26 protein-coding genes are annotated in these 26,993 nt (G+C 67.3%); 16 read left to right on the top strand and 10 right to left on the bottom strand.

The annotated features are described in order from the left end of the window. Nucleotides 1-8: 8 nt before the first annotated feature. Entirely contained in the window at nucleotides 9-476 is a 468-nt protein-coding gene (locus tag ACH0BU_RS06005; protein ID WP_046411925.1) for an Hsp20 family protein, read from the top strand. Between the two features lie 106 nt (nucleotides 477-582). Here ACH0BU_RS06005 and ACH0BU_RS06000 read toward each other — a convergent pair whose 3' ends face one another. The 3 genes from ACH0BU_RS06000 to secG all read right to left on the bottom strand — a co-directional run bounded on the left by ACH0BU_RS06000 (nucleotide 583) and on the right by secG (nucleotide 3,260). After that, nucleotides 583-1,161, bottom strand: coding sequence for an NUDIX hydrolase (locus ACH0BU_RS06000; RefSeq protein WP_296218133.1), 579 nt, complete (start codon nucleotides 1,159-1,161; stop codon nucleotides 583-585). Next, nucleotides 1,154-2,788 carry a CTP synthase gene (pyrG, locus tag ACH0BU_RS05995; protein ID WP_125944708.1) on the bottom strand — a complete coding sequence of 545 codons (1,635 nt, stop codon included), beginning with the start codon at nucleotides 2,786-2,788 and terminating at the stop codon, nucleotides 1,154-1,156. The genes ACH0BU_RS06000 and pyrG overlap by 8 nt, the downstream gene beginning before the upstream one ends. A gap of 85 nt (nucleotides 2,789-2,873) precedes the next feature. After that, nucleotides 2,874-3,260 (bottom strand): preprotein translocase subunit SecG, encoded by a 387-nt coding sequence (secG, locus tag ACH0BU_RS05990; protein WP_046411928.1) that lies wholly within the window; start codon nucleotides 3,258-3,260, stop codon nucleotides 2,874-2,876. Between the two features lie 208 nt (nucleotides 3,261-3,468). Here secG and ACH0BU_RS05985 point away from each other — a divergent pair, with 208 nt between their 5' ends. The 8 genes from ACH0BU_RS05985 to eda all read left to right on the top strand — a co-directional run bounded on the left by ACH0BU_RS05985 (nucleotide 3,469) and on the right by eda (nucleotide 10,918). Next, nucleotides 3,469-3,807, top strand: coding sequence for a MarR family transcriptional regulator (locus tag ACH0BU_RS05985; protein WP_046411308.1), 339 nt, complete (start codon nucleotides 3,469-3,471; stop codon nucleotides 3,805-3,807). Further along, nucleotides 3,794-4,117 (top strand): SH3 domain-containing protein, encoded by a 324-nt coding sequence (locus tag ACH0BU_RS05980; RefSeq protein ID WP_296218136.1) that lies wholly within the window; start codon nucleotides 3,794-3,796, stop codon nucleotides 4,115-4,117. Before ACH0BU_RS05985 ends, ACH0BU_RS05980 begins: the two co-directional genes overlap by 14 nt. Continuing rightward, nucleotides 4,114-5,028, top strand: a complete 915-nt coding sequence (gene argC, locus ACH0BU_RS05975) for an N-acetyl-gamma-glutamyl-phosphate reductase (RefSeq protein ID WP_296218138.1) — start codon at nucleotides 4,114-4,116, stop codon at nucleotides 5,026-5,028. The genes ACH0BU_RS05980 and argC overlap by 4 nt, the downstream gene beginning before the upstream one ends. Before the next feature lie 69 nt (nucleotides 5,029-5,097). Then, the gene (zwf, locus tag ACH0BU_RS05970; protein WP_296218140.1) at nucleotides 5,098-6,561 is read left to right on the top strand and encodes a glucose-6-phosphate dehydrogenase; all 1,464 of its coding nucleotides are present in this window, start codon (nucleotides 5,098-5,100) and stop codon (nucleotides 6,559-6,561) included. A gap of 102 nt (nucleotides 6,562-6,663) precedes the next feature. After that, nucleotides 6,664-7,371, top strand: a complete 708-nt coding sequence (gene pgl / locus ACH0BU_RS05965; RefSeq protein WP_125944712.1) for a 6-phosphogluconolactonase — start codon at nucleotides 6,664-6,666, stop codon at nucleotides 7,369-7,371. Between the two features lie 57 nt (nucleotides 7,372-7,428). Then, nucleotides 7,429-9,264 (top strand): phosphogluconate dehydratase, encoded by a 1,836-nt coding sequence (edd, locus tag ACH0BU_RS05960; RefSeq protein WP_500263859.1) that lies wholly within the window; start codon nucleotides 7,429-7,431, stop codon nucleotides 9,262-9,264. Between the two features lie 83 nt (nucleotides 9,265-9,347). Beyond that, complete coding sequence (gene glk, locus ACH0BU_RS05955) at nucleotides 9,348-10,316, top strand: glucokinase (protein ID WP_046411931.1); 969 nt, start codon at nucleotides 9,348-9,350, stop codon at nucleotides 10,314-10,316. Next, on the top strand, nucleotides 10,313-10,918 hold the full coding sequence (eda, locus tag ACH0BU_RS05950; protein WP_296218143.1) for a bifunctional 4-hydroxy-2-oxoglutarate aldolase/2-dehydro-3-deoxy-phosphogluconate aldolase: 606 nt from the start codon (nucleotides 10,313-10,315) through the stop codon (nucleotides 10,916-10,918). The genes glk and eda overlap by 4 nt, the downstream gene beginning before the upstream one ends. Nucleotides 10,919-10,972: 54 nt before the next feature. Here eda and ACH0BU_RS05945 read toward each other — a convergent pair whose 3' ends face one another. The 3 genes from ACH0BU_RS05945 to recR form a co-directional block, all read right to left on the bottom strand. Then, nucleotides 10,973-12,355: a DNA recombination protein RmuC gene (locus ACH0BU_RS05945; protein WP_296218144.1), complete on the bottom strand. Its 1,383-nt coding sequence runs from the start codon at nucleotides 12,353-12,355 to the stop codon at nucleotides 10,973-10,975. A gap of 62 nt (nucleotides 12,356-12,417) precedes the next feature. Beyond that, nucleotides 12,418-12,966: a peptide deformylase gene (gene def / locus ACH0BU_RS05940; RefSeq protein WP_296218145.1), complete on the bottom strand. Its 549-nt coding sequence runs from the start codon at nucleotides 12,964-12,966 to the stop codon at nucleotides 12,418-12,420. A 60-nt stretch (nucleotides 12,967-13,026) separates the two neighbouring features. Next, on the bottom strand, nucleotides 13,027-13,623 hold the full coding sequence (recR, locus tag ACH0BU_RS05935; protein WP_046411322.1) for a recombination mediator RecR: 597 nt from the start codon (nucleotides 13,621-13,623) through the stop codon (nucleotides 13,027-13,029). Between the two features lie 56 nt (nucleotides 13,624-13,679). On the opposite strand from recR, the gene fmt reads away from it, so the two are divergent. Beyond that, on the top strand, nucleotides 13,680-14,591 hold the full coding sequence (gene fmt, locus ACH0BU_RS05930) for a methionyl-tRNA formyltransferase (protein ID WP_125944716.1): 912 nt from the start codon (nucleotides 13,680-13,682) through the stop codon (nucleotides 14,589-14,591). Then, nucleotides 14,588-15,349, top strand: coding sequence for a tRNA pseudouridine(38-40) synthase TruA (truA, locus tag ACH0BU_RS05925; RefSeq protein WP_046411326.1), 762 nt, complete (start codon nucleotides 14,588-14,590; stop codon nucleotides 15,347-15,349). The genes fmt and truA overlap by 4 nt, the downstream gene beginning before the upstream one ends. On the opposite strand, the gene ACH0BU_RS05920 is transcribed toward truA, so the two are convergent. After that, the gene (locus tag ACH0BU_RS05920) at nucleotides 15,346-17,232 is read right to left on the bottom strand and encodes a gamma-glutamyltransferase family protein (RefSeq protein WP_296218147.1); all 1,887 of its coding nucleotides are present in this window, start codon (nucleotides 17,230-17,232) and stop codon (nucleotides 15,346-15,348) included. The two genes, truA and ACH0BU_RS05920, sit on opposite strands and share 4 nt — an antisense overlap. A 106-nt stretch (nucleotides 17,233-17,338) precedes the next feature. On the opposite strand from ACH0BU_RS05920, the gene pncB reads away from it, so the two are divergent. Then, a complete protein-coding gene (gene pncB, locus ACH0BU_RS05915; RefSeq protein ID WP_314470527.1) occupies nucleotides 17,339-18,643 on the top strand; it encodes a nicotinate phosphoribosyltransferase in 1,305 nt (434 codons plus the stop codon). Between the two features lie 24 nt (nucleotides 18,644-18,667). On the opposite strand, the gene ACH0BU_RS05910 is transcribed toward pncB, so the two are convergent. Together ACH0BU_RS05910 and ACH0BU_RS05905 are read right to left on the bottom strand one after the other, a co-directional pair. Beyond that, entirely contained in the window at nucleotides 18,668-19,831 is a 1,164-nt protein-coding gene (locus tag ACH0BU_RS05910; protein ID WP_296218149.1) for an acyl-CoA dehydrogenase family protein, read from the bottom strand. Then, a complete protein-coding gene (locus tag ACH0BU_RS05905; RefSeq protein WP_296218151.1) occupies nucleotides 19,828-20,598 on the bottom strand; it encodes an IclR family transcriptional regulator domain-containing protein in 771 nt (256 codons plus the stop codon). The genes ACH0BU_RS05910 and ACH0BU_RS05905 overlap by 4 nt, the downstream gene beginning before the upstream one ends. Nucleotides 20,599-20,701: 103 nt before the next feature. Between ACH0BU_RS05905 and ACH0BU_RS05900 the strand changes: the two genes are divergently transcribed. From ACH0BU_RS05900 to ACH0BU_RS05890, 3 genes are read left to right on the top strand one after another with little or no spacing between them, the layout of a single operon-like run. Continuing rightward, nucleotides 20,702-21,616, top strand: a complete 915-nt coding sequence (locus ACH0BU_RS05900) for an SDR family NAD(P)-dependent oxidoreductase (protein WP_046411334.1) — start codon at nucleotides 20,702-20,704, stop codon at nucleotides 21,614-21,616. An 11-nt stretch (nucleotides 21,617-21,627) separates the two neighbouring features. After that, nucleotides 21,628-22,830 (top strand): acyl-CoA dehydrogenase family protein, encoded by a 1,203-nt coding sequence (locus ACH0BU_RS05895; protein ID WP_231622014.1) that lies wholly within the window; start codon nucleotides 21,628-21,630, stop codon nucleotides 22,828-22,830. Nucleotide 22,831: 1 nt separating this feature from the next. Continuing rightward, on the top strand, nucleotides 22,832-24,031 hold the full coding sequence (locus ACH0BU_RS05890) for a CoA transferase (protein WP_145119619.1): 1,200 nt from the start codon (nucleotides 22,832-22,834) through the stop codon (nucleotides 24,029-24,031). Between the two features lie 157 nt (nucleotides 24,032-24,188). On the opposite strand, the gene ACH0BU_RS05885 is transcribed toward ACH0BU_RS05890, so the two are convergent. Beyond that, a complete protein-coding gene (locus tag ACH0BU_RS05885; RefSeq protein WP_245995358.1) occupies nucleotides 24,189-25,139 on the bottom strand; it encodes a manganese catalase family protein in 951 nt (316 codons plus the stop codon). Between the two features lie 201 nt (nucleotides 25,140-25,340). On the opposite strand from ACH0BU_RS05885, the gene ACH0BU_RS05880 reads away from it, so the two are divergent. After that, nucleotides 25,341-26,990 carry a S10 family peptidase gene (locus ACH0BU_RS05880; RefSeq protein ID WP_046411934.1) on the top strand — a complete coding sequence of 550 codons (1,650 nt, stop codon included), beginning with the start codon at nucleotides 25,341-25,343 and terminating at the stop codon, nucleotides 26,988-26,990. The last annotated feature ends 3 nt before the right edge of the window (nucleotides 26,991-26,993 follow it).

Raw genomic sequence — 26,993 nt, 5'->3', positions numbered from 1 at the left:
AATTGAAGATGCGTCTTGACCTTACCCCCTACCGCCGTTCGACCATCGGCTTCGACCGGCTGTTTGACTTGATCGAAACCAACGCCCGCAATGCGAGCGACAATTATCCCCCCTTCAACCTCGAGCGCGTCGCTGATGATCGCTACCGGATCACGCTTGCCGTGGCCGGCTTCTCTCGCGACGAGATCGAGATCACGGCACAGCAGAACCTGCTGCTGGTGTCCGGCAAGAAGGACGACAAGGCCACTGGCCCGAACTTCCTCCATGTCGGCATTGCCACCCGCAGCTTCGAACGCCGGTTCGAACTGGCGGACTTCGTCTTTGTCGAGGACGCTCGGCTGAACGACGGTCTGCTGGTGATCGACCTGGTGCGCGAAGTGCCTGAGGCGATGAAGCCCAAGAGCATCGCCATCAAGACCGGCCAGAAGCCGACGGTCGTCGAGGACAAGTCCGGCGAGACCGCGCAGGCTGCGTAACTGTTCGGCGCCTCTTTGCTCCCTTTCGAGGCGTCGTGGGGCGTCCGGGCCAATCGGCTCGGGCGCCTTCGCTTTGTCGGGATCACGTGGCGCGCGTCGCTTGCGCTCAATCCAGCGGCGCGGCCCAGTGTTGCGGCAGCGCCATGGCGAGCGCGGCAACGTGCATTGCGTGTACGATCGCGCCGCTGCGCGCCTGCGCGATTACCTCCGCCACCGGCCTGATCGACAGGCGTAGCCGCTCGGTCGGCTCGTCCACCGGTTCGGCCAGCCGGCGAACGCCCGTGGCGAGAACGGTGTGGCAGCGGTTCGTCTGAGTCGCGGGATTGGGCGCGAGCGTCGCGGCCAGCCGCCACGCGCCGCCGCCAAAGCCGGTTTCCTCCAGCAATTCGCGCTGGCCAGCGGCGATCGGGTCCGCGTCCTCGGGATCGATCGCGCCGGTCGGCAGCTCGCGCGAGGTGACGCCCCAGCCGTGGCGATATTGATCGACCAGCAGCAGGTCGCCCGCCTCGTCCAGCGCGACCACGATCACCCAATCGGGATATTCGGTGACGAAGAAGGGCGCGATCCGCACCCCCTCCGCCGTCACGCAATCATCGGCGCGCACCCGCAGCCAGCGGTCATCGACCACCAGCCGCGATGCCTCGACCCGCCATGCCGGCAGGTCGCCCTCGCGCGTGTCAGACAAGCCGGCTCTGCTTGACCGCCGCGGCGATGAAGCTGGCGAACAGCGGATGCGGATCGAACGGCTTGGACTTCAGCTCCGGGTGGAACTGGACGCCGACGAACCAGGGGTGGTCGGGCCGCTCGACGATCTCGGGCAAGGTGCCGTCGGGCGACATGCCGGAGAACACCAGGCCGCCCTTTTCCAGCGGTTCCTTATACGCCGTGTTCACTTCGTAACGGTGGCGGTGACGCTCGTAGATCGTCGTGTCGCCATAGATGGAGGCGACGACGCTGTTGCCGGCGAGCTTCGCCTCATAGGCGCCAAGCCGCATCGTGCCGCCCAGATCGCCCTCGGCCTCGCGCTTCTCCAGCCCGTCGCGGCCCATCCATTCGGTGATCAGGCCAACCACCGGCTCGGTCGTGGGGCCGAATTCGGTCGAGGATGCTTCCTTGATCCCGGCCAGATCGCGCGCGCCCTCGACGCACGCCATCTGCATGCCGAAGCAGATGCCGAAATAGGGAATCTCGCGCTCGCGAGCGAAGCGCACGCTGGCGATCTTGCCTTCCGCGCCGCGCTCACCGAAGGCGCCGGGCACCAGGATCGCGTCGCACGGCTCGAGCTGCGCGGCGATTTCCGCGTCGTCATTCTCGAACAGCTCGGCGTCGATCCAGTTGATGTTGACCTTCACCCGGTTGGCGATGCCGCCATGGACCAGCGCCTCGTTAAGCGACTTGTACGCATCCTGCAGGCCGACATATTTGCCGACCACGCCGATGGTGACTTCGCCTTCCGGATTGGTCAGGCGATCGACAATCTCGGTCCAGCGCGACAGGTCCGGCGCGGAGGACGGGGTGATGCCGAAGGCGCGGAGCACCTCGGTATCCAGCCCCTCGCCATGATATTGCAGCGGCACGGCATAGATGCTCTTCGCATCGAGCGCCGGGATGACCGCGGTTTCGGGCACGTTGCAGAACAGCGCGATCTTGGCGCGATCCGACGGCGGCAGCGGCTTTTCACAGCGGCAGACCAGAACGTCGGGCTGCACGCCCAGCGCCGCGAGCTCGCGCACCGAATGCTGCGTCGGCTTCGTCTTCAGCTCTCCGGCGGCGGCGATGTATGGCACCAGCGTGACATGGACGCTGATCGCATTGCCGCGGCCAACCTCGTTCTTCAGCTGGCGAATCGCCTCGATGAACGGCAGCGACTCGATGTCGCCGACCGTACCGCCGATTTCGCACAGCACGAAATCGAGGTCGTCGGTCTGGTCCTTGGCGAATGCCTTGATCGCATCGGTGACGTGCGGGATCACCTGCACCGTTGCACCCAGATAATCGCCGCGACGCTCGCGCGCGATGATCTGCTGATAGATGCGGCCGGACGTAACGTTGTCGCTCTGCCGCGCCGCGACGCCGGTAAAGCGTTCATAATGGCCAAGATCGAGGTCGGTCTCCGCCCCGTCGTCGGTGACGTACACCTCGCCATGCTGGTACGGGCTCATCGTGCCCGGATCGACGTTCAGATAGGGATCGAACTTGCGGATCCGCACGCGATAGCCGCGCGCCTGAAGCAATGCGGCGAGGCTCGCCGCCATGAGACCCTTGCCGAGCGAGGAGACCACGCCGCCGGTGATGAAAATAAACCGCGCCATGGGGATATCGACTTAGCCTCGAACAAACATGGGGGACAAGCGCCCGCTTTCACGGACGCGATGAAATTCCGGCGAACCGGGGGGATCAGCGGGCGAGCGGAACGCCGTTGTCGGCCGGGGCCGTCTGGTTCGCCGCCGCTGCCGCCGCCGCGGCTTCTGCCGCCGACAGGCCGGCATCACCCTCGGGCTGCGGCGCCGTCTGGCTGACCGGGGCACGCCGCTCGAGCGAGGTGTCGACGCTGGTGCCGCCACGCGTTGCCGCCAGCACCGCCAGCGCGATCGACATCAGCACGAAAAGCGCCGCGAGCACCGAAGTCGCCCGCGTCAGGAAATCCGCCGCGCCGCGCGCCGACATCAGGCCCGACGGGCTACCGCCGGTCGTCAGGCCGCCACCTTCCGATCGCTGCATCAGAATCACCGTCACGAGGGCGGCGGCAATGATCGCCTGAACGACGAGAAGGAAGGTGAACATGTCGAATCCGATGTTGTGCCGGCGCTGGCTGGCCGATGCGCGCACATAGGCGCGGCGGGCCGCGCGATCAACCATTGCCGGATTTCGTGACAGTACTGAAACCAGCCGCGCAGGCAGACGTTATCTGTCGCGAACGGCGCGCATAAGCCGCCTGGTATCCGGATGACGCATTGTGGCAGTTCTCGCGAATTCCGAATTGAGCTCCTGGATGAACACCCTGGTGGACTATGTCCGCTCGGGGGAGCCTGACCTGACCAACCGCCAGATGGCGCTTCTGCTGGTCGTTTATCTGAAACCGGGCCCGCATACGGTGCGCGGCCTGGCCCGGATCTTAAACGTGTCGAAGCCGGTCGTCACTCGCGCCTTGAACAGACTTGGCGCGCTCGGCTATCTGCGCCGCCAACGCGACGACAGCGACAAGCGCAACATCTTTGTCGCACGCACATCCGAAGGGGCAAATTTTCTTGAGGAGTTCGGCCAGTTTCTCGGCGACGGCGATGAGCCAGTCCCCAGCCGCGCCAGCGCAACCGCAGGTGCCAGCGCGTAGATCGTTCGCGCTGGTCGGCCGTTCGCGCACGCTTGATCCGACTCGTTTTGCCGTGCGCAGCGACCTTGCCGACGTGCGGCTCGCCGATCAGGTATTCGCCCCGCATTATGCCGCGCACCAGCCGCGCCGTGCCGCCGTTGCCGCCGATCTGCGCACTGCGCGCGCGGCCGATTCGGCTGTGCTCGCGACCCTCGCGCCAGGCGATGCGTTTGAACTGCTCGACGTCACCGGTGACACGGCATGGGGCATAGCCCCGGCGTCCGGCTTTGTCGGCTATGTTCCGGCCGCGGCGCTCGAGGAGCAGTCATGACTGCAACCGTTTACATCGATGGCGCGGTCGGCACGACGGGGCTTGAGATCCGTGAGCGGCTGGAAGGTCGCAGCGACATCAGGCTCGTCACCCTGAGCGAGGATCGGCGCAAGGACGTCGCCGCCCGGCGCGAAGCGATCAACGACGCCGATGCCGTGATCCTGTGCCTGCCCGATGAGGCGGCGAAGGAAGCGGTTACCTTGGTGGAGAACCCGCGCGTTCGCGTGATCGATGCGTCCAGCGCGCACCGCGTCGCCGACGGCTGGACCTATGGCTTCCCAGAGCTTGGCTTCGACGTTGCCGGCGCGCAGCGCGTGTCAAACCCGGGCTGCTACCCCACCGGCTTTCTCGCGCTCGTCACGCCGCTGGTGCGCGCCGGGCTGATCAAGTCGGACGCTGGCCTCGTCGTGCATGGCACGTCGGGCTATTCGGGCGGCGGCAAGGCGATGATCGCCGAGTTCGAGGCGGGCAATGGCTCGGCCCACCGCGCCTATGCGCTGCACCTCGGGCACAAGCATGTGCCGGAAATGACGCGCCACGCCGCGCTTGCCTGTGCGCCGATCTTCCTGCCGTCCGTCGCGAACATCCATCGCGGCATGGTGATCGAGGTGCCGATCCACGCGGCGCAGCTCGCCCCCGGCACCACGGTCGCGGCGATCCGCGACGCGCTGGCCGCCACCTTCGACGATACGCCGCTGGTGCGCGTGTCGACCGACGACGTGACCCTGATCCGGATCGAGGATGACGCGGGCACCGACCGCATGACGCTGCACGTGTTCGGCAGCCCGGCGGGGGATCAGTTCCGGCTCGTCGCCACGCTCGACAATCTCGGCAAGGGAGCGTCGGGCGCTGCGGTCCAGAACCTGAACCTGATGATCGGGGCCGACCCGCTGACCGGGCTGGTCTATTAAGCCGCGACCGGCATAAGTCGTCGCGCGTTCCCCAAGGGCGAACGCCGACAGCCAACAGGAGAAGCAAACATGCAGCGCAACCCGGTCGGGAAGCTATTGTTGTTTGGCGCGACGGGCGACCTGGCGCAGCGCATGCTGCTGCCCTCGCTCTACGGCCTCCACGCCGACAAGCTGCTGCCCGATGGGTTGACGATCACCGGCACCGCGCGGTCGGAGCATGACGACGACAGCTTCCGCGAGTTCGCGCGCAAGGCGCTGGACGAATTCGTGCCCAAGGATCGCTGCGATCCGGACACGATCGACACCTTCGTCGCGCGGCTGCAATACCAGCCACTCGATGCCACCGACACCGACCATTACGGCGCGCTGGCCAAGAAGGTCGGCGACGTGTCGGGCGGGCTCGCCATTTTCCTGTCGACCGCGCCGTCCCTGTTCGAGCAGGTGATCCGCGGGCTCGAAGGCGCGGGCCTTGCCGGCGAGACGGTGCGCATCGGGCTGGAAAAGCCGCTAGGCTATGACCTCGCCTCCAGCCGCGAGATCAACGACACCGTCGCCACCGCCTTCCCCGAGGAGCGGATTTTCCGCATCGACCATTATCTGGGCAAGGAAACCGTCCAGAACATCATGGCGCTGCGTTTCGGCAACTCCTTCTTCGAACCGGTGTGGAATGCGCGCGGGATCGACAACGTCCAAATCACCGTCAGCGAGACCGTCGGGCTGGAGGATCGCGCCAGCTATTACGATGGCGCGGGCGCGCTGCGCGACATGGTAGCAAACCATATCCTGCAGCTCGTCGCGCTGATCGCGATGGAGCCGCCGGCGCGATATGACGTGGCCGAGATCCGCGACGAAAAGGCCAAGGTGTTCCGATCGCTGCGCCAGCTGAAGCCGGAGGAGGTCCCGCAGAACAGCGTCATCGGCCAGTATCTGGGCGGCGCGATCAACGGCGAGATCGTCAAGGGATATGACGAGGAGCTGGGCAAGGATTCCAACACCGAGACGTTCGTCGCGCTGAAGGCGCATGTCGACAATTGGCGCTGGCAGGGTGTCCCCTTCTACCTGCGCACCGGCAAGCGCATGCCGACCCGGCGCAGCGAGATAGCGATCCAGTTCAAGCCGGTGCCGCATTCGATGTTCGCCGGTCGCGGCGGCCTGCTTCAGCCCAACATGCTGATCATCCGCCTGCAGCCGGAGGAATATATCCAGCTGCTGGTGATGGCGAAGGAGCCGGGGCTGGACCGCGAGGGCATCCGCCTGCGCGAAGTGCCGCTGAACCTCAGCCTCGATGCCGAATTCGCCGGCAAGCGCCGCCGCATCGCCTATGAACGCCTGCTGCTGGACCTGATCGAGGGCGACCAGACGCTGTTCGTCCGCCGTGACGAGGTGGAGGCGCAATGGACCTGGATCGACGCCATCCGCGAAGGGTGGAAGGCGAACGACATGAAGCCCAAACATTATGCCGCCGGCACCTGGGGGCCCGCCGCCTCGATCGCGCTGACCGAGCGTGACGGCGTGAGCTGGCAGGACGATTAACAAGCGGGGACCTTGCACGGTCCCTCGGCCGTTCGTCCCCCATCATCGGGGGCACGGTTCCAGAACAGGGTCCGCCCCGTGCGGAACAACGAAAGTGACATCATGAGCGACGAAATCGAATGGTGGGAATATGACGACGCGCAGGAGATGGCGGAGGCGGTAGCCGGCGACATCCAGTTCATCATCGAAAGCGCGATTGACGCGCGCGGCGCGGCCGTCGTCGCGCTGTCTGGCGGCAAGACCCCCATCCCGATCTACAAGAAGCTGGCGGAGGCGAAGCTCGACTGGAAGCGCGTGACGATCGTGCCGACCGACGAGCGCATCGTGCCGCTGGGCGATCCGCTCAGCAACGTGACGATGATCGGCAAGACCTTCATCCCGAAGGGCGCGCGCGTGATCCCGATCGTGCCGGGCGCGACGGACGACTACAAGGCCGCCGGCCGCTCGGCGGATGCGTTGATGCAGGACCTGCACTGGCCGCTCGACCTGTGCCTGCTGGGCGTGGGCGGTGACGGGCACACCGCGTCGATCTTCCCGGGCCCCGACTATGACGAGGCGCTGAACGGCCCGCGCGAACGCCGCGCGCTGGGCGTCATGCCCGATCCGCTGCCGCCGGAGGCGCCGGTCGCCCGCGTCACGCTGTCGCGCGCGGGAATCATCTCGGCCAAGGCGCTGATGATCGCGGTCACTGGGGCCAGCAAGCGCAAGGTGTTGGAAGACGCAATCGCACAGGGCGCCGGCTCGGCCTATCCGATCGGCCGCGTGCTGGCCGATGCGGAACTGCCGGTCGACATCCACTGGGCCGAATAGCGCCTGGCGGGCGCTGGCGCGTCATCAGGCTCGTGTGAACGGAAGTAGAGTGCAACAATGCCCCAGCTGAACGCCATCGTATCCGCCGTCACCGATCGCGTGATCGCGCGATCGCGTGACAGCCGGGCGCGCTATCTCGATCTCCTGCTGCGCGAGCGCGACCAGTGGATCGGTCGCCCCGCGCTTGGCTGCGCCAACCTCGCCCATGCCTATGCCGGAACGGAGGAGGACCGCCCCGCCATGCGCACGGGCGAGGGCATGAACATCGGCATCGTCACCGCCTATAACGACATGCTCTCGGCGCACGCCGTCTATTACCGTTATCCCGAGCAGATGAAGGTCTGGGCGCGCGAGGTCGGCGCGACGGCGCAGGTTGCGGGCGGCGTGCCGGCGATGTGCGATGGCGTGACCCAGGGCTATGCCGGCATGGAATTGTCGCTGTTCAGCCGCGACACGATCGCGCTGTCCACGGCGATCGCACTCAGCCATGGCACATTCGAGGGCGCGCTGCTGCTCGGCATCTGTGACAAGATCGTGCCCGGCCTGCTGATGGGCGCGCTTCGCTTTGGTCACCTCCCGATGCTGATGGTGCCGGGCGGCCCGATGCCGAGCGGCATTTCCAACAAGAGCAAGGCCGAGGTGCGCGAGCGGTTCGCGGTCGGCGAGGCGGATCGCGAGGAGCTGCTCGACAGCGAGATTGCCGCTTATCACACGCGCGGCACCTGCACCTTCTTCGGCACCGCCAACACGAACCAGATGATGATGGAGGTGATGGGCCTCCACGTTCCCAACGCCGCCTTCGTCAATCCGGGCACCAAGCTGCGTCAGGAGCTGACCCGCGCCGCCGTGCATCGCGTGGCCGGGCTTGGCTGGCGCGGCGAGGATTACCGCCCGATCGGCCATTGCGTCGACGAACGCGCGATTGTGAACGCCGCCGTGGGCCTGCTCGCCACCGGCGGTTCGACCAACCACCTGCTCCACCTGCCCGCCATCGCGCGCGCGGCCGGCATCGTCATCGACTGGGAGGACATGGACCGGCTGTCGAGCGAGGTGCCGCTGATCGCGCGCGTCTATCCCAATGGCGCCGCCGACGTGAACGGCTTCGAGGCGGCGGGCGGCATGGCGTTCGTGATCCGGGAGCTGCTCGCCAGCGGCCATCTGCATGGCGACATCCTGACCGCGGGCGGCACGTCGCTGGCCGATTATGCCGCCAAGCCCGTGCTGGAGGATGACCGGCTCGCCTGGCGCGATCCGGGGCCGAGCGGCGACGACACGATCCTGCGCACGCCGGACAAGCCCTTCTCCGCCGACGGCGGCATGCGCATCCTGGCGGGCAACATCGGCCGCGCCTGCATCAAGGTGTCGGCGGTCGACCCTGACCGCTTGATCGTCGAAGCGCCAGCCGCCGTCTTCTGCGACCAGGCAGCGGTGCTCGCCGCCTTCCAGCGTGGCGAACTGGACCGTGACGCGGTGGTGGTCGTCCGCTTCCAGGGGCCGCGCGCCAATGGCATGCCCGAATTGCACAAGCTGACCCCGCCGCTCGGCGTGCTGCAGAACAGGGGCTATCGCGTGGCGCTCGTCACTGACGGGCGCATGTCGGGCGCGTCGGGCAAGGTGCCCGCGGCGATCCATGTGTCGCCGGAGGCGCTGCCGGGGCTGAATGGTGTCAGCGGGCCGATCGCGCTGATCCGCGACGGCGACATCATCCGGGTCGACGCCGTGGCGGGAACGCTGGAGGCGCTGGTCGACCCCGCGGAGTGGGCCGCGCGCACCCCGGCCGAGGCGCCGCCCGCGGCCGACGGGTTCGGGCGCGAGCTGTTCGGCATGTTCCGCGGGCTGGCGGACGAAGCGGAAAAGGGCGCGTCCGCCGTGCTGGCATGTGCCGGGCTGTAAGCCGAAGCCGCGCGCGATGACCGCCGCGCGTCGATGACAGTGTTTTGCGTACGGCGGTGCCGCGCGGCTTGGGAGTTTGAATGATGGACATCGTTTCGGTCGATATCGGCGGCACGCATTCCCGCTTCGCCATCGCGGAAGTGGAAAACGGCCGCGTCGTGTCGCTGGGCGAGCCGATCACGCTGAAGACCGCCGAATATGCCAGCCTTCAGACCGCGTGGCAGATGTTCGAGAAGAAGCTGGACCGTCCGGTGCCGCGCGCCGCGGCGATCGCGGTGGCATCGCCCGTCACCGGCGACATCATCCGGCTGACCAACAACCCCTGGGTGATCCGCCCCTCGCTGATCCCCGAGCGGCTGAACGTCGACAGCTATACGATCATCAACGATTTCGGCGCGATCGGCCATGCCGTGGCGCAGCTTCCCGATGAGAATTTCGATCATCTGTGCGGCCCCGAAATCCCCCTCCCCTCCAGCGGCGTGACCACCGTCTGCGGCCCGGGCACCGGGCTGGGCGTGGCGCAGGTATTCAAGACCGGCGGCAGCTATCACGTGCTGCCGACGGAAGGGGGCCACATCGATTACGCCCCGCTGGACGATATCGAGGACGCGCTGCTCAAGCGGCTGCGGCGCAGCTACACGCGCGTGTCGGCCGAGCGGATCTGCGCCGGCCCGGCAATCGTCGCCATCTATGAAATGCTGGCCGAGATGGAAGGCCGCCCGGTGCGCATGCGCGACGACAAGGCGATCTGGACCGAGGCGCTGGAGGGCACCGATCCGATCGCGCTGGCGGCGCTCGACCGTTTCTGCCTCGCCCTGGGCGCGACGGCGGGTGACCTCGCGCTGGCGCATGGCGCCAACGGCGTGGTGATCGGCGGCGGCCTTGGCCTCAGGATCAAGGATCGGCTGCTGCGTTCCGGCTTTGCCCACCGCTTCGTCGCCAAGGGACGTTTCCAATCCATGATGAGCGGCATCCCGGTGAAGCTCGTCACCCATCCGCAGCCGGGCCTGTTCGGCGCCGCCGCTGCCTTTGCACAGGAACATACGGCATGAGCGAGATCGGCACCATCATGCGGACCAGCGCGGTGATCCCGGTGCTGGTCATCGACGACGCCGCCACCGCACGGCCGATGGCCGAGGCACTGGTCGCCGGCGGGCTGAAGGTTCTGGAGGTGACGATGCGCACCCCCGCCGCGCTCGATGCGATCCGCGAGATGAAGCAGGTGCCCGGCGCGATCGTCGGCGCCGGCACGGTGGTGACGAACGAACAGTTCGTTCAGGTGATCGATGCCGGCGCCGAATTCATCGTCGCGCCCGGCCTGACCGAGCGGCTGGCCGATCCGATCATCGCCAGCGGCGTGCCGTTCCTGCCGGGGGTGGCCACTGCGGGCGACATCATGCGCGGGCTCGACCTTGGCCTGACTCACTTCAAGTTCTTCCCCGCCGAGACATCGGGCGGGCTGAAGGCGCTGAAGGCGCTCGCCGCGCCCTTCTACCAATGCCACTTCTGCCCGACCGGCGGCATCACCGAGGAAAGCGCCCCGACTTGGCTCGGGTTCGATCGCGTGCTGTGCGTCGGCGGCAGCTGGGTCGCCAGCGGCACCCCGGCGGAGATCGAGGCCAAGGCCCGCGCCGCCGCCGCGCTGCGCGGCTGACGCCTGTCCCCTCCACGGGCCGCGCGCCATTGCGGTGCGCGACCGGGGCGGCATTCACGCCGCGGCGTCTGCCTCCGCGATCAGCTTGGTAAGCGGGCGCGCCGCCTGTTCCACCACCGGCGGCGCCTCGATCGCCTTGCCCGCGGTGTCGATCTTCAGCGCCTCGAAGCGGCGCGCCTGGGTCAGCACCTGCGATTCCAGGCTGCCGACGAACTGATTGTACGCCGTCATCGCGGTATCGAGGTTCTTGCCCAGCTTCGCGACATGGCCGCCCATCACCGACAGCCGCGCGTACAGGTCCTTCCCCAGCTGGGCGATCTCGCGCGCTTCCTTCGCCAGCATCTCCTGTCGCCACACCGCCGCGACGGTGCGCGAGATGGCGATGAGGTTGGTCGGCGTGGCGAGCAGCACCTTGCGATCGAAGGCATAGTCCCACAGCGACGGATCATGCTCCAGCGCGGCGGACAGGAAATGTTCGCCCGGCACGAACATCACCACATAGTCGGGCGCGTCGTCGAACTGGTTCCAATAGGCCTTGGCACCCAGACCGTTGACGTGCGCGCGCATCGCGGCGGCATGGGCGGTGAGGCCGGCGGTCCGCTCCGCCTCATCCACCGCGCCGAATGCATCCTGATAGGCGTTGAGCGACACCTTGGCGTCGATGACCAGCGACTTGCCGCCGGGGATCCGCACGATCACGTCAGGGCGGAAGCGCGCCCCTTCCGCGTCGGTCACCGACACTTCGGTCTGGAAATCGGCATGTTCGGAGAGGCCACAGCTTTCCAGCACGTTGCGTAGCTGCTGCTCGCCCCAGCGCCCGCGCGCCTTGGGGGCGTTGCGCAAGGCGTTGACCAGCCGCGCTGCCTCGCTGCGCACCGATTCCTGCCCGATGCGCATCTGTTCGATCTGGCCGCGAAGCTCGCCAAAGGCGTCGCGACGCTCGGCCTCGACCTTCGCCACGCCTTCCTCATAGCGTTGCAGCCGGTCGCTTACCGGTTGCAGCATCGCCTTCAGGTTCTGCCCGGCGGTTTCCTCTGACTCGCGGAAACGTTCGTTGGCGCGCTGAAGGAAGCGGTCCTGCGCCTCGGCGAGCAGCTTCTGCCCCACCTGTCCGAATTGCGCGGCGAGTGCGTCCTTTGCCTCGCGAAGCTCGGTCAGCCGCGCGTCGAAACCGCGCGCCTCCGCCTCCAGCCGGGCGATGTCGGCGCGTGCCGCATCGCGATCGTCGCGGATCACAGCGAGTTCCTGACGCAGCGCGTCAGCGGCCCGGGCGCGCTCCTCCGCGCCGGCCAGATCGACAATCGCCTTCTTGAATTCCGTGGCGCGGGCATCACGCTCGGCCCGGAGCGTGGCAGCGGTGCGGCTGGCGAACCACCAGCCCGCGGCCAGCCCAAGCACCAGCGCCACGAAGATGAACAGGACGGCGACAGGCTCCACGCTTCCTCCAATCTGGAACGAAGCGCGAACCTATCCGGCACATCCTGTTGTGGCAAGCCGCCTCAGGCGGCGTTCTTGCGTGCCTTCGCCAGCTTCTTCAGCAGCATGTCGCGCTTCAGGCGCGTGATGTGATCGATGAACAGCACGCCGTTCAGATGGTCGATCTCGTGCTGCATGCAGGTGGCGAGCAGCCCGTCCATTTCCTCTTCGTGGCGATTGCCATCGACGTCGAGCCACGCGACGCGGCAGCGCGCGGGGCGCTCCACCTCGGCATATTGCTCGGGGATCGACAGGCAGCCTTCCTGATAGCGCGACAGCTCGTCCGACACCCACAGGATCTCGGGATTGATGTATGCCTTGGGATCGCGGACGGTGGCTGGCGCCTCGCCCTCCTCCACCGGCTCGTCGCTCTGCCGGTCCTGCAGGTCGATGACGACCACGCGGCGCAGCACGCCGACCTGGATCGCGGCAAGGCCGATCCCGTGCGCGTAATACATCGTGTCGGTCATGTCGGCGACGAGCTGACGCACCTCGTCATCGATCGTGGCAATGGGTTCGCACATCTGGCGAAGGCGGGGATCGGGAATCTCTACGATTGGAAGAACGGCCATGGCGGGCAGATATTGGCAGCAGTCCGCTGAATCAAGCGAAGGGGGTGCGCCGCGCCCCGATCACGCCACCGGACGGCGCGCGCGCAGCGCCTGCGCCAGCGTGCCTTCGTCGAGATAATCGAGCTCGCCGCCGACCGGCAGGCCGTGCGCCAGCTGAGTCAGCCGCACCGGATAGCGTTCCAGCCGCTCGGCAATGTAATGCGCCGTGGTCTGCCCCTCCAGCGTGGCGTTCATCGCCAGCACCACTTCGTCGATCCCGCCCGCCTCGATCCGGCGGACGAGCTGATCGATCGTCAGATCCTCCGGGCGGACACCCTCCAGCGCGGACAATCGCCCGCCCAGCACGTGGAAGCGCCCCGGAAACAAGCGCGATCGATCGAGCGCCCAGAGGTCCGCCACCTCCTCCACCACGCACAAGGAACGCGCATCACGGCGGGGATCGGCGCAGATCGCGCAGGGATCGACGGTATCGACATTGCCGCAGATCGAGCAGGTCGCCAGCCGTTCCTCCACCGCCTGAAGCGCGGACAGCAAGGGGATCAGCGCGCCTTCGCGCTTCTTGACGAGGTGAAGCACCGCCCGCCGTGCCGATCGCGGCCCCAGCCCGGGCAGCCGCGCCAACGCGCCCGTTAGCGCCTCGATCTCCTGTGATGCCATCGCGTGAACAGATAGGGGGTTGCGTCCGCGTCCGCCAGCGCGTTGAAGCGCGCCCCATGCGGATCATCTTCATGGGCACGCCCGCGTTCGCCGTGCCGGCGCTGGAAGCGCTGGTTGCCGCCGGTCATCAGGTCGTCGCGGCCTATAGCCAGCCGCCACGGCCCGGCGGGCGGCGCGGGCGCGCCCTGGTCCCCTCCCCCGTTCACGCGGCGGCCGAGGCGCGCGGCATCCCGGTGCATACGCCCGTGTCCCTGCGCAATGCGGAGGAGCAGGCGGCGTTCGCCGCGCTGGAGGCGGACGTGGCCGTGGTCGCGGCCTATGGCCTGATCCTGCCGCAGGCGATCCTCGATGCCCCGCGCTTCGGCTGCCTCAACATCCACGGATCGCTGCTGCCACGCTGGCGCGGCGCGGCGCCGATCCAGCGCGCGATCCTCGCGGGTGACGCAGAGACCGGCGTCGGCATCATGCAGATGGAGGCCGGGCTCGATACCGGCCCGGTCAGGCTGGAAGGTCGTACGCCGATCGCCGGCAAGACCGCGGGAGAGCTGACCGACGAACTGGCGCAGATGGGCGCGCGGCTGATGGTGGAGGTGCTGGCCGATCTCGATGCGCACCCGGCGGTCGCGCAGCCGGCGGACGGCGTTACCTATGCGGCCAAGATCGCCAAGGAGGAGATGCGGCTCGATTTCGCCCCCGCCGCCGAGGTGGTCGAACGGCAGGTCCGCGCCTTCAACCCGCCGGGTGCCTGGTTCGAGGTGAATGGTGAGCGGGTTCGGCTGCTGGCGGCCGATGTGATCGCGGATGCCGGCGCCCCGGCAGCGCCCGGCGAGGTAGTCGACGATCGGCTGACGATCGCCTGCGGCAGCGGCGCGCTGCGCCCGACCCGGGTCCAGCGCGCCGGGCGCGGCGTGATGAGCGTCGACGAACTGCTCCGCGGCTTCCCGATCCCCGCCGGCACCCGCCTGTGACCCGCTTCGCGCTGACCGTCGAGTTCGACGGCCGGCCCTTCATGGGTTGGCAACGGCAGGATCACGGCCCCAGCGTTCAACAGGCGATCGAGGACGCGGCCTTTGCCGTCACCGGCGAGCGCACCACGGTCCATGCCGCCGGGCGCACCGATGCCGGCGTCCACGCCACCGCGATGCGCGCGCATGTCGACATCGCAAAGCCGATCACCGCCTTCCGGCTGGGCGAGGCATTGAACGCCCGGCTTCGCCCCAACCCGGTCGCGATCCTCGCCTGCGAGATCGTGCCCGACGGTTGGCACGCGCGCTTCTCCTGCCTTGGCCGCGCCTATGAATATCGCATCGTCAACCGCCGCGCGCCGCTGACATGGGAAAAGGGGCTGGCGTGGCAGGTCGCCCAGCCGCTCAATGCCGCGGCGATGCACGATGCCGCGCAATTGCTGGTCGGGCGGCACGATTTCACCACCTTCCGCTCGGCGCATTGCCAGTCGGCCAGCCCGGTGAAGTCGATCGACCGGCTCGCCGTCCGGCGGGAGGGCGACCGCATCATGGTGGAGGCGGCGGCGCGATCTTTCCTCCACCATCAGGTGCGCTCGATGGTCGGCTGCCTCGCGCTTGTCGGCCTGGGCCGCTGGTCCGCCGCTGACCTGCGCGACGCGCTGGAGGCGGCGGATCGTGCCCGGCTCGGCCTCAACGCCCCGCCCGACGGGCTGTTCTTCATGGGCGCGCGCTATCCCGCGCGCCCCGAAGCGGCGGCCTAATAGGCGAGCGCGCAGCCGTCGGCGCGCATTTCGCTCGCCGCGCCATAGACCCGCGTCGCACCGTCCATGCGATGCTCGACGCATTGATAGCGGCCGAAGCTGCCGTCGGGATCGCCGATCGACCAGCCCATCTCGGCGAGCTTCTGCCGCGTCGCCAGCGGCACGCCGCTTTCCAGCCGCAACCGCCCCTTGGGCCCGAGCCCCGGATCATCCTCGCCCATCGACTGCGACGATCCTTCATGGTGCCAGCGCGGCGCATCGCCGGCGGATTGCGCCTCCAGGCCGTAATCGACGCGATTGACGATGATCTGCGTCTGCCCCTGCGGCTGCATGTCGCCGCCCATCACGCCGAAGCTCATCCACGGGTCCGCGCCGCGCGTCGCAAAGCCGGGGATGATCGTCTGGAACGGCCGCTTGCCCGGCGCATAGATATTGGGGTGGCCGTCCTTCAGGCTGAACAATTGCCCGCGATCCTGGAACATGAAGCCGAGGCCATCCGCGACCAGCCCCGATCCCATGCCGCGGAAATTGGACTGGATCATCGACACCATCATGCCGTCCGCGTCGGCGCAGGAGAAATAGGTGGTGTCGCCGCGGCTGGGCGCCTGCCCCGGATAGACCGGCGTCAGGATTCGGTCGGGGCGGATCAGCTTGGCGCGCTGCGCGGCATATTCCTTCGACACCAGCCAATCGACCGGCACGTCGGCGAATTTGGGATCGGCATAGAAGCGCGCACGATCCTCATAGGCCAGCCGCTTCGCCTCCGCCTGCAGGTGGATCGACAAGGGCGACTGGAAGCCCGCATCCTTCAGGTCGAAATGCTCGAGGATGTTGAGCATCTGAAGCGTTGCGATGCCTTGGGTATTGGCCCCCAGTGCATGGACCGTCGTGCCGCGATAATCGGTGTGACTGGGCTGGATCCATTCGGAGCGGTGCGCCGCCAGATCCTCATAGCGCAGCCAGCCGCCGATCCGCTTGAAATAGCGGTCCATCGTGCGCGCCAGATCGCCGGCGTAGAAGGCATCGCGCCCGCCGGCAGCGATCGCGCGATAGGTGCGCGCCAGGTCGGGATTGCGGAACACCTGCCCCGCCGCCGGCCCCTTGCCGTCCGCCATGCCCCATGTCTTGAGCGCATTGGCAGTCTCCTCCACCCCGTTCCCGGGGCGGGCGAAGTTCGCCATGCTGCGGCGGATATAATAAGCGATGATGTCGGGCACCGGAGTCCCCGCCTCCGCCATCGCGATCGCCGGTTCGAACAGAACCTTCCACGGCAGCTTGCCGTAGCGTTGGTACATCGTCCACCAGCCGTCGACCGTTCCCGGCACCGAAACGGTGATCGCGCCCAGCGGCGGCAGCGCGCCGTTCTTCGCACGCCCGCGCACCGTTTCCAGCGACAGGCCGCGCGGGCTGGCGCCCGATCCGGCGAGGCCGACCACCTTCTTCTGCCGGGGATCCCAGATCATCGCATAGACGTCGCCGCCGATCCCGCTGGCAGTCGGCTCGAGCAGGCCGAGGCACGCGTTCATCGCGATCGCCGCGTCGACCGCCGATCCGCCGCGCTTCAGCATGTCGATACCGGCTTGCGTGGCGAGCGGATGCGCCGTCCCCGCCGCGCCGTTCAGGCCATAGACGGCGGTACGCGAGGCGAAGCTGGCGCCGACCGGCCGGTCGCCGGCATGGACATCGGGGCGGATGAAGCGATCCTCGCCCGGCTTCCAATATTTCGGCAGATCGCCCGCCTTGGCGGTGACGGGCTGCGGCGCACCGCCCTGCCCCGGCCCCTCGGTCCCCTGCGACTGGCTGGGCGTCCCCTGCTGCGCCCGCGCGAGCGAGGGAGCAAGGGCAAGCGCCGGCAGCGTGGCAACAAAGGTTCTACGTCGCATGGAAGGCTCCCCGTTTTCAGCACCTTGTCGCGACAAACGCCGGGCGCCGCAAGCAGCGGCCCCGCCATCAGGGAACGAAAAGCGCCGCTCGGGCACTCCATCGGCGATGACCGTCACCGATCTGGCCACGCGCACCTACAATCACAGCTTCCGGCTGGATCCGATCGTCCGCAGCCTGCTCGACACCGATTTCTACAAGCTGCTGATGCTTCAGCTGATCTGGTCGCGGCACGCGAACACGAACGTCACCTTTTCGCTGATCAACCGCACCCGCACCGTCCGGCTGGCGGAGGTGATCGACGAGACGGAGCTTCGCGAACAGCTCGATCATGCGCGGACGCTCCGCTTCACCAAGAAGGAGCTGATCTGGCTCGCCGGCAACACCTTCTACGGCGTCGAACGCATGTTCCGGCCCGATTTCATCGCCTGGCTCGCGCGCTATCGCCTGCCCGATTATGAGCTTCGCCGCGTCGACGGCCAGTTCGAGCTGAGCTTCACCGGCCCGTGGATGGACGTGACGCTGTGGGAGATCCCGGCGCTGGCGATCGTCAACGAGCTGCGATCGCGCGCCGCGCTTCGCCATCGCGGCCGCTTCGCGCTCGACGTGCTGTACGCGCGCGCCAAGGCGCGGCTGTGGAGCAAGGTGGAGCGGCTGCGTGACCTTCCCGAGCTTGCGCTGTCCGATTTCGGCACCCGCCGCCGCCATGGCTTCCTGTGGCAGCGCTGGTGCGTCGAGGCGTTGAAGGAGGGGCTTGGCGAAAGGTTGATCGGAACCTCCAACGTGCTCCTTGCGATGGACGCCGACCTGGAGGCGATCGGCACCAATGCGCATGAACTGCCGATGGTCGCCGCAGCCGAGGCGGCGGACGATGCCGCGCTCGCCCACGCCCCCTACCGCGTGCTGGAGGAATGGCAGCGGGATTATGCCGGCAACCTGCTGATCGTCCTGCCCGACACTTATGGCACTGCGGCGTTCCTGCGCGACGCGCCCGATTGGGTCGCCGACTGGACCGGCTTTCGCCCCGACAGCCTGCCACCGATCGAGGCGGGAGAGCAGATCATCCGCTGGTGGCAGGACAAGGGCCGCGATCCGCGCGGCAAGCTGCTGATCTTCTCCGACGGGATGGATGTCGACAGTATCGCGGCGACGTACCGGCATTTCGACGGCCGGGTGCGGATGAGCTTCGGCTGGGGCACCAACCTGACCAATGATTTTCGCGGCTGCGATCCGGAGGGCGACGCGCCGCTCGCCCCCTTGTCGCTCGTTTGCAAGGTGACGCGCGTCAACGGCCGGTCGGCGGTCAAGCTGTCCGACAATCCGGCCAAGGCGACCGGCGACCCCGCCGAAATCGCCCGCTATTTGCGCGTGTTCGGCGAGGCCGGGCGGGTCGACCAGACGGTCAGGGTCTAACCGCGTGACGGGCGCGCCCGTGCCTCAGAAGCTTCGCGGCATCCCCAGCACATGTTCGCCGACGAAGCTCAGGATCAGGTTCGAACTGATCGGCGCGACCTGATACAATCGCGTCTCGCGGAACTTGCGCTCGACGTCATAATCCGCCGCAAAGCCGAAGCCGCCGTGCGTCTGAAGGCAGGCATTGGCCGCCTTCCACGATGATTCCGCCGCCAGATGCTTGGCCATGTTCGCCTCCGCGCCGCACGGCTGATGCGCGTCGAACAACCGGCACGCCTCGTAGCGCATCAGGTCCGCCGCGCGGACCTCCATATAGGCCTGCGCGATCGGGAACTGAACGCCCTGGTTCTTGGCGATCGGCCGGTCGAACACGATCCGCTCCGACCCGTACTGCACCGCGCGTTCGACGAACCAATAGCCATCGCCGATGCACTCCGCCGCGATCAGCGCGCGTTCGGCGTTGAGCCCGTCGAGGATGTAGCGGAAACCCTTGCCCTCCTCGCCGATCAAACTGTCGGCAGGCAGCTCCAGATCGTCGAAGAACACCTCGTTGGTCTCGTGGTTGACCATATTGCGGATCGGCCGGATCTCCATGCCATTGCCGATTGCCGCCTGCAGGTCGACGAGGAAGATCGACAGGCCGTCGGCCTTCTTCTTCACCTCGTCGAGCGGGGTGGTGCGCGCGAGCAGGATCATCAGGTCGGAATGCTGGATCCGGCTGATCCACACCTTCTGCCCGTTGACGACATACTTGTCGCCGCGGCGCTCGGCGCGGGTCTTCAGCTCGGTGGTGTTGGTGCCGGTGGTCGGTTCGGTTACCGCCATGGATTGCAGGCGCAGCGCGCCGCTCGCGATCTCGGGCAGGAAGCGCTGCTTCTGCGCCGCCGATCCGTGCCGCAGCAGCGTGTTCATATTGTACATCTGGCCGTGGCAGGCGCCCGAATTGCCGCCCGCGCGGTTGATCTCCTCCATGATGATCGACGCTTCGGTCAGGCCAAGCCCCGCGCCGCCATAGCTTTCGGGGATCAGCGCCGCCATCCAGCCCGCCTTGGTCAGCGCGTCGACGAACGCCTCGGGATAGGCGCGCTGGTCATCCACCTCGCGGAAATAGCTGTCGCCGAACTCGCGGACGAGCGCGCGCACGGCATCGCGGATTTCGAGGAAATCGTTGCGGGCGGCGGGGATCATGCACGGGCCTTTCTGGACGGCGGTGATGGTTTGTGGTCGAGCGCCGCGATCTCGGCGGCAAGCGCGACCAGCGCGGCGGCAAGGTCGGCGAACTCCGCCTCGCTGCGTGATCCGGCAAAGACGGAGGCGGATACGCACAGCGACTGCGCTTCATCCGGCAGGCACACCGCGATCGACGATATGCCGGCGTAGCTCAGCCCGTCGTCGACGCCATACCCCTGCGCCACCGCCGCCGCGACTTGGGCGGCATAATCCTCAAAGGCGACCGCTCGCTGCCAGCGCACCGCGGCAAAACGCCGCGCCAGTTCCTCGCGGCCGACGCGCTGCGCGGCGGCAAGCGCACGGCCCACCGCGCCGCTGCCGATCGGCTGGCGCTGTCCCTCTTCCATATGGATCCGTGTCGCGGCGACGCTCTGGCCCAGTGCGACCAGTTGCAGCCGGTCCCGCCCGGTGACACGCCACAAGCCGATCGGCGCGTGCCAGCTACGCGCCGCCCGCTCCAGCAACGGCCGCGCCCGCGCCACCAGCCGCGTCGACCGATCGAGGTCGCTCGCGGCGATTTCCGACCAGGGCGGCGACAGCGCGTACCGCTTGCCCTCGCCCAGCGACAGCACGCCCTCCCCCACCAGCGTGCGCAGCAGGCCAAGGCAGCTCGACGGGCTGATCCCGCAGCTTTGCGCCACTTCGGACAGCGTCAGCGCCCGGCCGTCCGCCAGCGCGCGCATGATGGCAAAGGCCTGAACGACCGAGGGGACTGGCGAACTCATCACCCGATGCATAAACTTCATTGGAGTGAAACCGCAATGCGCCATCTTGAAATAGCGTCCCCCGCGCCGTAACCCGTCGGCGATCAGTTTCAGGAGGTGGAGCATGGGCATTCTCGACGGAAAGGTCGTGGCCGTGACGGGCGCGGGCCGCGGCATCGGGCGTGAGATCGCCCTGTTGTGCGCGCGTGAGGGCGCCGCGGTGGTGATCAACGATCCGGGCGTCGGCGGCAGCGGCGAAGGCGGCGAGGCTGGTCCGGCGGAGCAGACCGCATCGGACATCGTCGCCGCTGGCGGCAAGGCGATCGCCAACCTCGCCAGCGTCGCCGATCCCGCGGCCGCGGCGACGATCGTCGAGGATGCGGTGAAGCAGTTCGGCCGCATCGATGCGGTGGTGAACAACGCCGGCATCCTGCGCGATTCGATCTGGCACAAGATGAGCCATGAGGATTGGCGCGCGGTGATCGACGTTCACCTGAACGGCGCATTCAACGTGTCCAAGGCCGCCACGCCCTATTTCCGCGAGCAGCAATCGGGCAGCTTCGTCCACTTCACCTCGACCAGCGGCCTCATCGGCAACATCGGCCAGGCGAATTATTCCGCGGCGAAGCTCGGCATAGTCGGCCTGTCGCAATCGATCGCGCTCGACATGGCACGCGCCGGCGTCCGGTCGAACTGCATCGCGCCGTTCGCGTGGAGCCGCATGACCGCCTCCATCCCGGCCGAAACGCCCGAGGCCAAGGAGCGCGTCGCCCGCCTCCAGACGATGAGCGCGGACAAGATCGCGCCGCTCGTCGCCTTCCTCGCATCCGACCTGTCGAAGGACGTCAGCAACCAGATCTTCGCGGTGCGCAAGAACGAGATCGTGCTCTTCTCCAAGCCGCGCCCGATCCGCTCGATGACCAAGCTTGAGGGCTGGTCGGCGCAGGCGATCGCGGATGAGCTGATCCCCTCCTTCCGCCCCAGCTTCGCGCGGGCCGACGAAGTGTCGGCCAACGTCTTCCCCTACGATCCGATCTGAGGACCATCATTATGTCCACCCTCAACCCCGCCCCGAACAGCGGCCCGAATCCCGGCATGGACGCCGAGACGTTCGACCAGTTCATCGACCAGCTGCGCCGCTATGTGCGCGACCGGCTGATCCCGGCCGAGAAGGAAATCCTCGAGACCGACCGCATCCCGGACGAGATCCTGAACGAGATGCGCGAGATGGGCCTGTTCGGCCTCACCATCCCCGAGGAATATGGCGGCGCGGGGATGAACACCTATCAATATACCCAGACGATCCGCGAGCTGGCCTATGCCATGCCGTGCTTCCGCTCGATTATCTCGATCACCATCGGCATGGTCAATTCGGCGCTGCGCAACGGCGGCACCGAGGAGCAGAAGGCCGAATGGCTGCCCAAGATGGCGGCGGGCATGATCGTGTCCTTCGGCCTGACCGAGCCCGGCTCGGGCAGCGACAGCGCCGGCATGCAGACGATGGCGGTGCGTACCGGCAACGGCTGGGTGCTGAACGGTACGAAGCGCTACATCACCAATGCGCCCGACGCCGAGATGGCGGTCATCATGGCGCGCACGTCGAAAGAGGCGCTGCCCAAGAACGCGCACGTCTCCGCCTTCATCGTGCCGATGAACACGCCGGGCGTGACGGTCGGCAAGCCCGACAAGAAGATGGGCCAGGCCGGCACGCATATCGCCGACATCATCCTGGAGGACGTTCACCTTCCCGCCGACGCGCTGCTCGGGCTTGAGGAAGGCAAGGGCTTCGTCACCGCGATGAAGAGCCTCGACAACGGCCGTTTGTCGGTCGCTGCGGCCTCGATGGGCTATGCCCGCCGCGCGGTGGATTCGGCGCTTCGCTACGCCACCGAGCGCAAGGCGTTCGGCGAACCGATCGCCAATTTCCAGCTGATCCAGCAGATGCTCGCCGACAGCGATATCGAGATCTACGCGTCCGAGACGATGCTGGCCGATTGCGCCCGCCGCGTCGACGCTGGCGAGCCGGTGCTGCGCAAGGCAGCGGCGACCAAGGTCTTCGCCTCCGAAGCATGCGGCCGGATAGTCGATCGCGTGGTGCAGATCTATGGCGGCGCGGGCTATCTCGCCGAATATGACGCCGAGCGTTTCTTCCGCGATGCGCGCATCTACCGCATCTACGAGGGCACGACCCAGATCCTGCAGCTGCAGATCGCCAAGCACATGCTGCGCGAGTTCAACGCCGGAGTGAATTGAGATGTACAACCTCCTCCCCGGCCTGACCGTGATCGAGGCGTCGTCCTTCGTCGCCTCGCCCACCGCCGGGCTTTATCTGGCGCAGATGGGGGCGGAGGTTATCCGCGTGGACCAGATCGGCGGCGGGCCCGATTTCCGCCGCTGGCCGGTCACGGAAGGCGGCGATTCCCTCTATTGGGAAAATCTCAACCGCGCGAAGAAGAGCCTGGCGCTCGATCTCGGCCGGCCGGAGGGGCGCGAATTGCTCCAGGCGCTGGTCCGCGCGACCGGGCAGTTCGTCACCAACTTCCCGGTGAAGGGCTTCCTCGCGCATGACACGCTGGCGCAGGGGCGTCCCGATCTCATCACCGTACGCGTGATGGGCTGGCCGGACGGCAGCCCGGCGCTCGACTATACCGTCAACAATGCGGTCGGCTATCCAATGCTGACCGGGGCGGGACCGGACCCGGTCAACCACGTCCTCCCCGCCTGGGATCTGCTCACCGGCGCCTATGCCGCCTTCGCGATGATGGCTGCGCTACGCCGGCGCGATACGACCGGCGAAGGTGGCGAGATTCGCATTCCGCTGTCCGACGTCGCGATCGGCACCGTCGCCAATCTCGGCGGCATCGCCGAGGTGATGCACACCGGCACCGACCGCCCACGCCTCGGCAACACGGTCTTCGGCCTATTCGGGCGCGATTTCACGACGCGCGACGGCAAGCGGACGATGATTGTCGTCGTCACGCATCGCCAATGGGCCAACCTCATCGCCGCGCTTAACCTCGGCGATGCAATCGCGCGTGTGGAGGCGGACCGCGGGGTCAGCTTTGCGCACGACGATGGCCTCCGCTTCACGCATCGCGACGCGCTGTTCCCGCTGTTCGAGGCCGCCATCGCCGCGCGCGACCATGATGATCTCGCCGCCGCTTTCGATGCGGGCGGCATCGTCCACTCTGCTTACGGCACCATGGCGGATGCGGTGCGTGATCCCCGGTTGGTCACCAACAACCCGATCTTCGGCACTACCGATGACCCCAGCGGCACGCGCTACCCCGCGGTCGGCGCCTTCGCGACGCTCCCCGCCGAGGATCGCCGCCCGCCCGCGCCCGCCCCGCGTAACGGCCAGCACAGCGAACAGATACTTGCCGAAACGCTCGGCCTCTCGTCCGGCGAAATCGCGCGCCTGTTCGACACGGGCATCGCCGCCACGACCAAGTAGAGGCCGCGACGGGGGCCGCCGTATCTCTGCGGTCGACCGGTCTTGCCGTGTCGTAGCGCGAAAGACCGAAGCAACGCTGCGGTCCATTACGGATCTCGCGTTGACGGGATCTGGCGCAGAAACCAGCGCCCGCGATCGGCGGGCGCTGGTTCCTCCTTCACTTGCCGACGGTCGCCTCGGCCATCGCCGGCGCCGAATGAATGTCCGGCGCGCCGCCCATGTCGCCGCCCTTGGTGCGGCCAGCGCCCGGCCCAGCGCCAAGGTCCGCGCCCGTCGTCGGATCGGCCGTCGGATCGGACATGGTGCGCTCCGCCATCTTGGTGGCGACCTTCTTGTCCTTGGCGGGCAGCGTCACGCTGGCCGTGCCGTCGCCGCCATCGGCCGGCATCACCTGCTGCAGGTCGTCCACCCGCTCCCATTGATCACCGCTGTTCCACGGCCCGGTGGTGTCGCCTTCGCCCTGCGAGGTGTTGACGTACATGTTGGCATATTTCTCCACGCCCGGCAGCTTGCCCGACGGGAAGTTGTTCTCGATCGCGTAGAGCGCCTTCTCGAACGATTTCTGGTGCGCCACTTCGCGCGTCATCAGGAAGCCTAGCGCATCCTTGATTCCGGGATCGTCGGTGATGTTGATCAGCCGCTCATAGACGATCTTCGCGCGCGCCTCGGCGGCAATGTTCGATCGCAGGTCGACGGTCGGCTCGCCGCGCGAATCCACATAGGCCGCGGTCCAAGGCACGCCGGCGGAATCGCACAGGGCGGGGCCGCCGCCGAACAGGATCGATTCCTTCGCGCTGGTCCCGGTCGAGCCGACCAACTGGTACAGCTCGGCCTCCTTCATCTGCCCTTCGGCCAGCTGCGCCTTCACGCCCTTGGTCAGCATGGCGATGATCGAGCCGATGATCTCGAGGTGGCTGAGCTCCTCGGTCGCGATGTCGAGCAGCATGTCCTTGCGGCCGGGATCATCCTCCGCCAGCCCCTGCGTGAAATAGCGCATCGCCGCGGCTAGCTCGCCATCGGCGCCGCCGAACTGCTCCATCATCAATGTTGCAAGTCGCGGGTTCGGCTCGGCGACGCGCACGGTGTATTGCAGGCGCTTGTTATGCATAAACATAGGTTAAACTCCGGCAAAGTAACGACTTTTCGCCCTGCCAGAGCGAACCAGCGACATAAGCGTTCCGCCGCGCTCAAAACATTCCGCAGCATCTATTCCGATCCTTTGCCATCCCTTTCTCCAGGGCATGGCGGCCTTGCGTGCACCAGCGGATGGGTCAATGGAGGTGGCCTATCTCCACAAGAAGAGTTGTTCGTGACCAAGCACTTCCTTCTCGCGCTCATCGCCACGTCCGCCCTCTCTGCCGCCCCCCTCGCAGCTCAGGAAAAATCCGACGCCAAGCAGCCCCCCGCCCGCTCTTATGCCGAGACGGTGAAGGCGGAGGCGGAGGCCGGCTGGGCCAAGGCGCCGGTGGAGGAAACCGAGACCCGCACGCGCGACAGCGTTACGATCAACGGCAAGCGGTACAATTACATCGCCTCCGCCGGCACGCTGACCACCCGCGACAATGAGGGGAAGCCCACCGCCTCGATGTTCTACACCGCCTATACGCTGGACGGGACGAAGCCGGGCACGAAGCGGCCGATCACCTTCCTGTTCAACGGCGGCCCCGGCTCGCCCTCCTTCTGGCTGCGCATGGGATCGTTCGCCCCGATCCGCATCCGCACCACCAATCCCGAATTCGTCCGCCCGGCGCCCTATGACGTCGGCCCCAACCCGGATTCGCTGCTCGACAAGACCGACCTCGTCTTCCTCGACGCGATCGGCTCGGGTTATTCGCGGCCGCTGGGGGATGCGAAGCCCGGCGATTTCTATGGGGTCGATGAGGACGTCGACGTCTTCGCGCGCGCGATCATGCGCTACGTCACCAAATACGGCCGCTGGATGAGCCCCAAGTTCATCCTGGGCGAAAGCTACGGCACGCTGCGCGCCGGGGCGCTGGCGTATCAGCTGCAGGATCGCGGCATGGCGCTGAACGGCGTGATGCTGCTCAGCTCGATCATGAACTACGGCTATCGCCAGCCGGGGCTGGACCAAGTCTATATCAACTACCTGCCCAGCTACGCCGCGACCGCCTGGTATCACAATCGCGTGCAGAACCGCCCCGCCGACGTCGCCACGATCGTCGCCCAGGCGCGCGCCTTTGCCACCGGGCCGTACATGGCCGCGCTGGCGAAGGGGCAGTTGATCTCCCCGCAGGAGCGCGATCAGGTGGCCGAGCAGATGAGCCAGCTGACCGGCCTCAGCGCCGATTTCATCAAGCGGGCGAACCTGCGCGTCGACCTGCCGCGCTTCCAGAAGGAGCTGCTGCGTGGCTCCAACCGCACCGTCGGCCGCTTCGATTCGCGCTACATGGGGATCGATACCGATGCCGTGGGCGAACGTCCGGAAACCGATGCCTCGTCAGACGCGGTGTCGGGGGCATATATCGCCTCGTTCCAGGACTATGTGCACTCGACGCTCGGCTACAAGACCGACCTGCCGTATCGCCTGTCGGCGCGCGACGGCGCCGGGTTCAAGTGGAACTGGGCGCACCGGGCACCGGGCGGCGGCTATGGCAGCCAGAACAATCCCAACACCGCGATCGATCTCGCCGCCGCGATGCGCACCAATCCCTATCTGAAAGTGCTGTCGCTGAACGGCTATTACGACATGGCGACGCCGTTCTTCGGCACCGAGAACGATCTCGGCCGCATGATGCTGGAACCCGCGCTTCAAGCCAACCTGAAGTACACTTATTATCCGGCGGGCCACATGACCTATCTGAACCCGGACGCGCTGCGCGACATGAAGCGTGATCTGGCGAGCTGGTATGACGAGGCGGTGAGCGACGCGCGCTCCTCCACCCCGCCGGTGCCAGTGTCGGGTCAGGCCGGCACGATGACCGGCAACACGCCGAACTGAGCC

Origin of the sequence: Sphingomonas olei (assembly GCF_045369765.1) — a bacterium.
Classification (GTDB): Bacteria; Pseudomonadota; Alphaproteobacteria; order Sphingomonadales; family Sphingomonadaceae; genus Sphingomonas; species Sphingomonas panaciterrae.
Note: the sequence above shows the minus strand (reverse complement) of the source record. Positions and strands in the feature narration are given on the sequence as shown.

Bases quoted from the DNA above. Each gene is read 5' to 3' on its own strand.
- secG (WP_046411928.1), bottom strand. From the start codon at position 3,260: ATGTTCACCTTCCTTCTCGTCGTTCAGGCGATCATTGCCGCCGCCCTC.
- argC (WP_296218138.1), top strand. From the start codon at position 4,114: ATGACTGCAACCGTTTACATCGATGGCGCGGTCGGCACGACGGGGCTT.
- pyrG (WP_125944708.1), bottom strand. From the start codon at position 2,788: ATGGCGCGGTTTATTTTCATCACCGGCGGCGTGGTCTCCTCGCTCGGC.
- ACH0BU_RS05890 (WP_145119619.1), top strand. From the start codon at position 22,832: ATGTACAACCTCCTCCCCGGCCTGACCGTGATCGAGGCGTCGTCCTTC.
- def (WP_296218145.1), bottom strand. From the start codon at position 12,966: ATGGCCGTTCTTCCAATCGTAGAGATTCCCGATCCCCGCCTTCGCCAG.
- pgl (WP_125944712.1), top strand. From the start codon at position 6,664: ATGAGCGACGAAATCGAATGGTGGGAATATGACGACGCGCAGGAGATG.
- pncB (WP_314470527.1), top strand. From the start codon at position 17,339: ATGACCGTCACCGATCTGGCCACGCGCACCTACAATCACAGCTTCCGG.
- ACH0BU_RS05910 (WP_296218149.1), bottom strand. From the start codon at position 19,831: ATGATCCCCGCCGCCCGCAACGATTTCCTCGAAATCCGCGATGCCGTG.
- ACH0BU_RS05885 (WP_245995358.1), bottom strand. From the start codon at position 25,139: ATGCATAACAAGCGCCTGCAATACACCGTGCGCGTCGCCGAGCCGAAC.
- ACH0BU_RS05920 (WP_296218147.1), bottom strand. From the start codon at position 17,232: ATGCGACGTAGAACCTTTGTTGCCACGCTGCCGGCGCTTGCCCTTGCT.
- ACH0BU_RS06005 (WP_046411925.1), top strand. From the start codon at position 9: ATGCGTCTTGACCTTACCCCCTACCGCCGTTCGACCATCGGCTTCGAC.
- ACH0BU_RS05905 (WP_296218151.1), bottom strand. From the start codon at position 20,598: ATGAGTTCGCCAGTCCCCTCGGTCGTTCAGGCCTTTGCCATCATGCGC.
- edd (WP_500263859.1), top strand. From the start codon at position 7,429: ATGCCCCAGCTGAACGCCATCGTATCCGCCGTCACCGATCGCGTGATC.
- fmt (WP_125944716.1), top strand. From the start codon at position 13,680: ATGCGGATCATCTTCATGGGCACGCCCGCGTTCGCCGTGCCGGCGCTG.
- recR (WP_046411322.1), bottom strand. From the start codon at position 13,623: ATGGCATCACAGGAGATCGAGGCGCTAACGGGCGCGTTGGCGCGGCTG.
- ACH0BU_RS05895 (WP_231622014.1), top strand. From the start codon at position 21,628: ATGTCCACCCTCAACCCCGCCCCGAACAGCGGCCCGAATCCCGGCATG.
- glk (WP_046411931.1), top strand. From the start codon at position 9,348: ATGGACATCGTTTCGGTCGATATCGGCGGCACGCATTCCCGCTTCGCC.
- ACH0BU_RS05985 (WP_046411308.1), top strand. From the start codon at position 3,469: ATGAACACCCTGGTGGACTATGTCCGCTCGGGGGAGCCTGACCTGACC.
- ACH0BU_RS05900 (WP_046411334.1), top strand. From the start codon at position 20,702: ATGGGCATTCTCGACGGAAAGGTCGTGGCCGTGACGGGCGCGGGCCGC.
- zwf (WP_296218140.1), top strand. From the start codon at position 5,098: ATGCAGCGCAACCCGGTCGGGAAGCTATTGTTGTTTGGCGCGACGGGC.
- eda (WP_296218143.1), top strand. From the start codon at position 10,313: ATGAGCGAGATCGGCACCATCATGCGGACCAGCGCGGTGATCCCGGTG.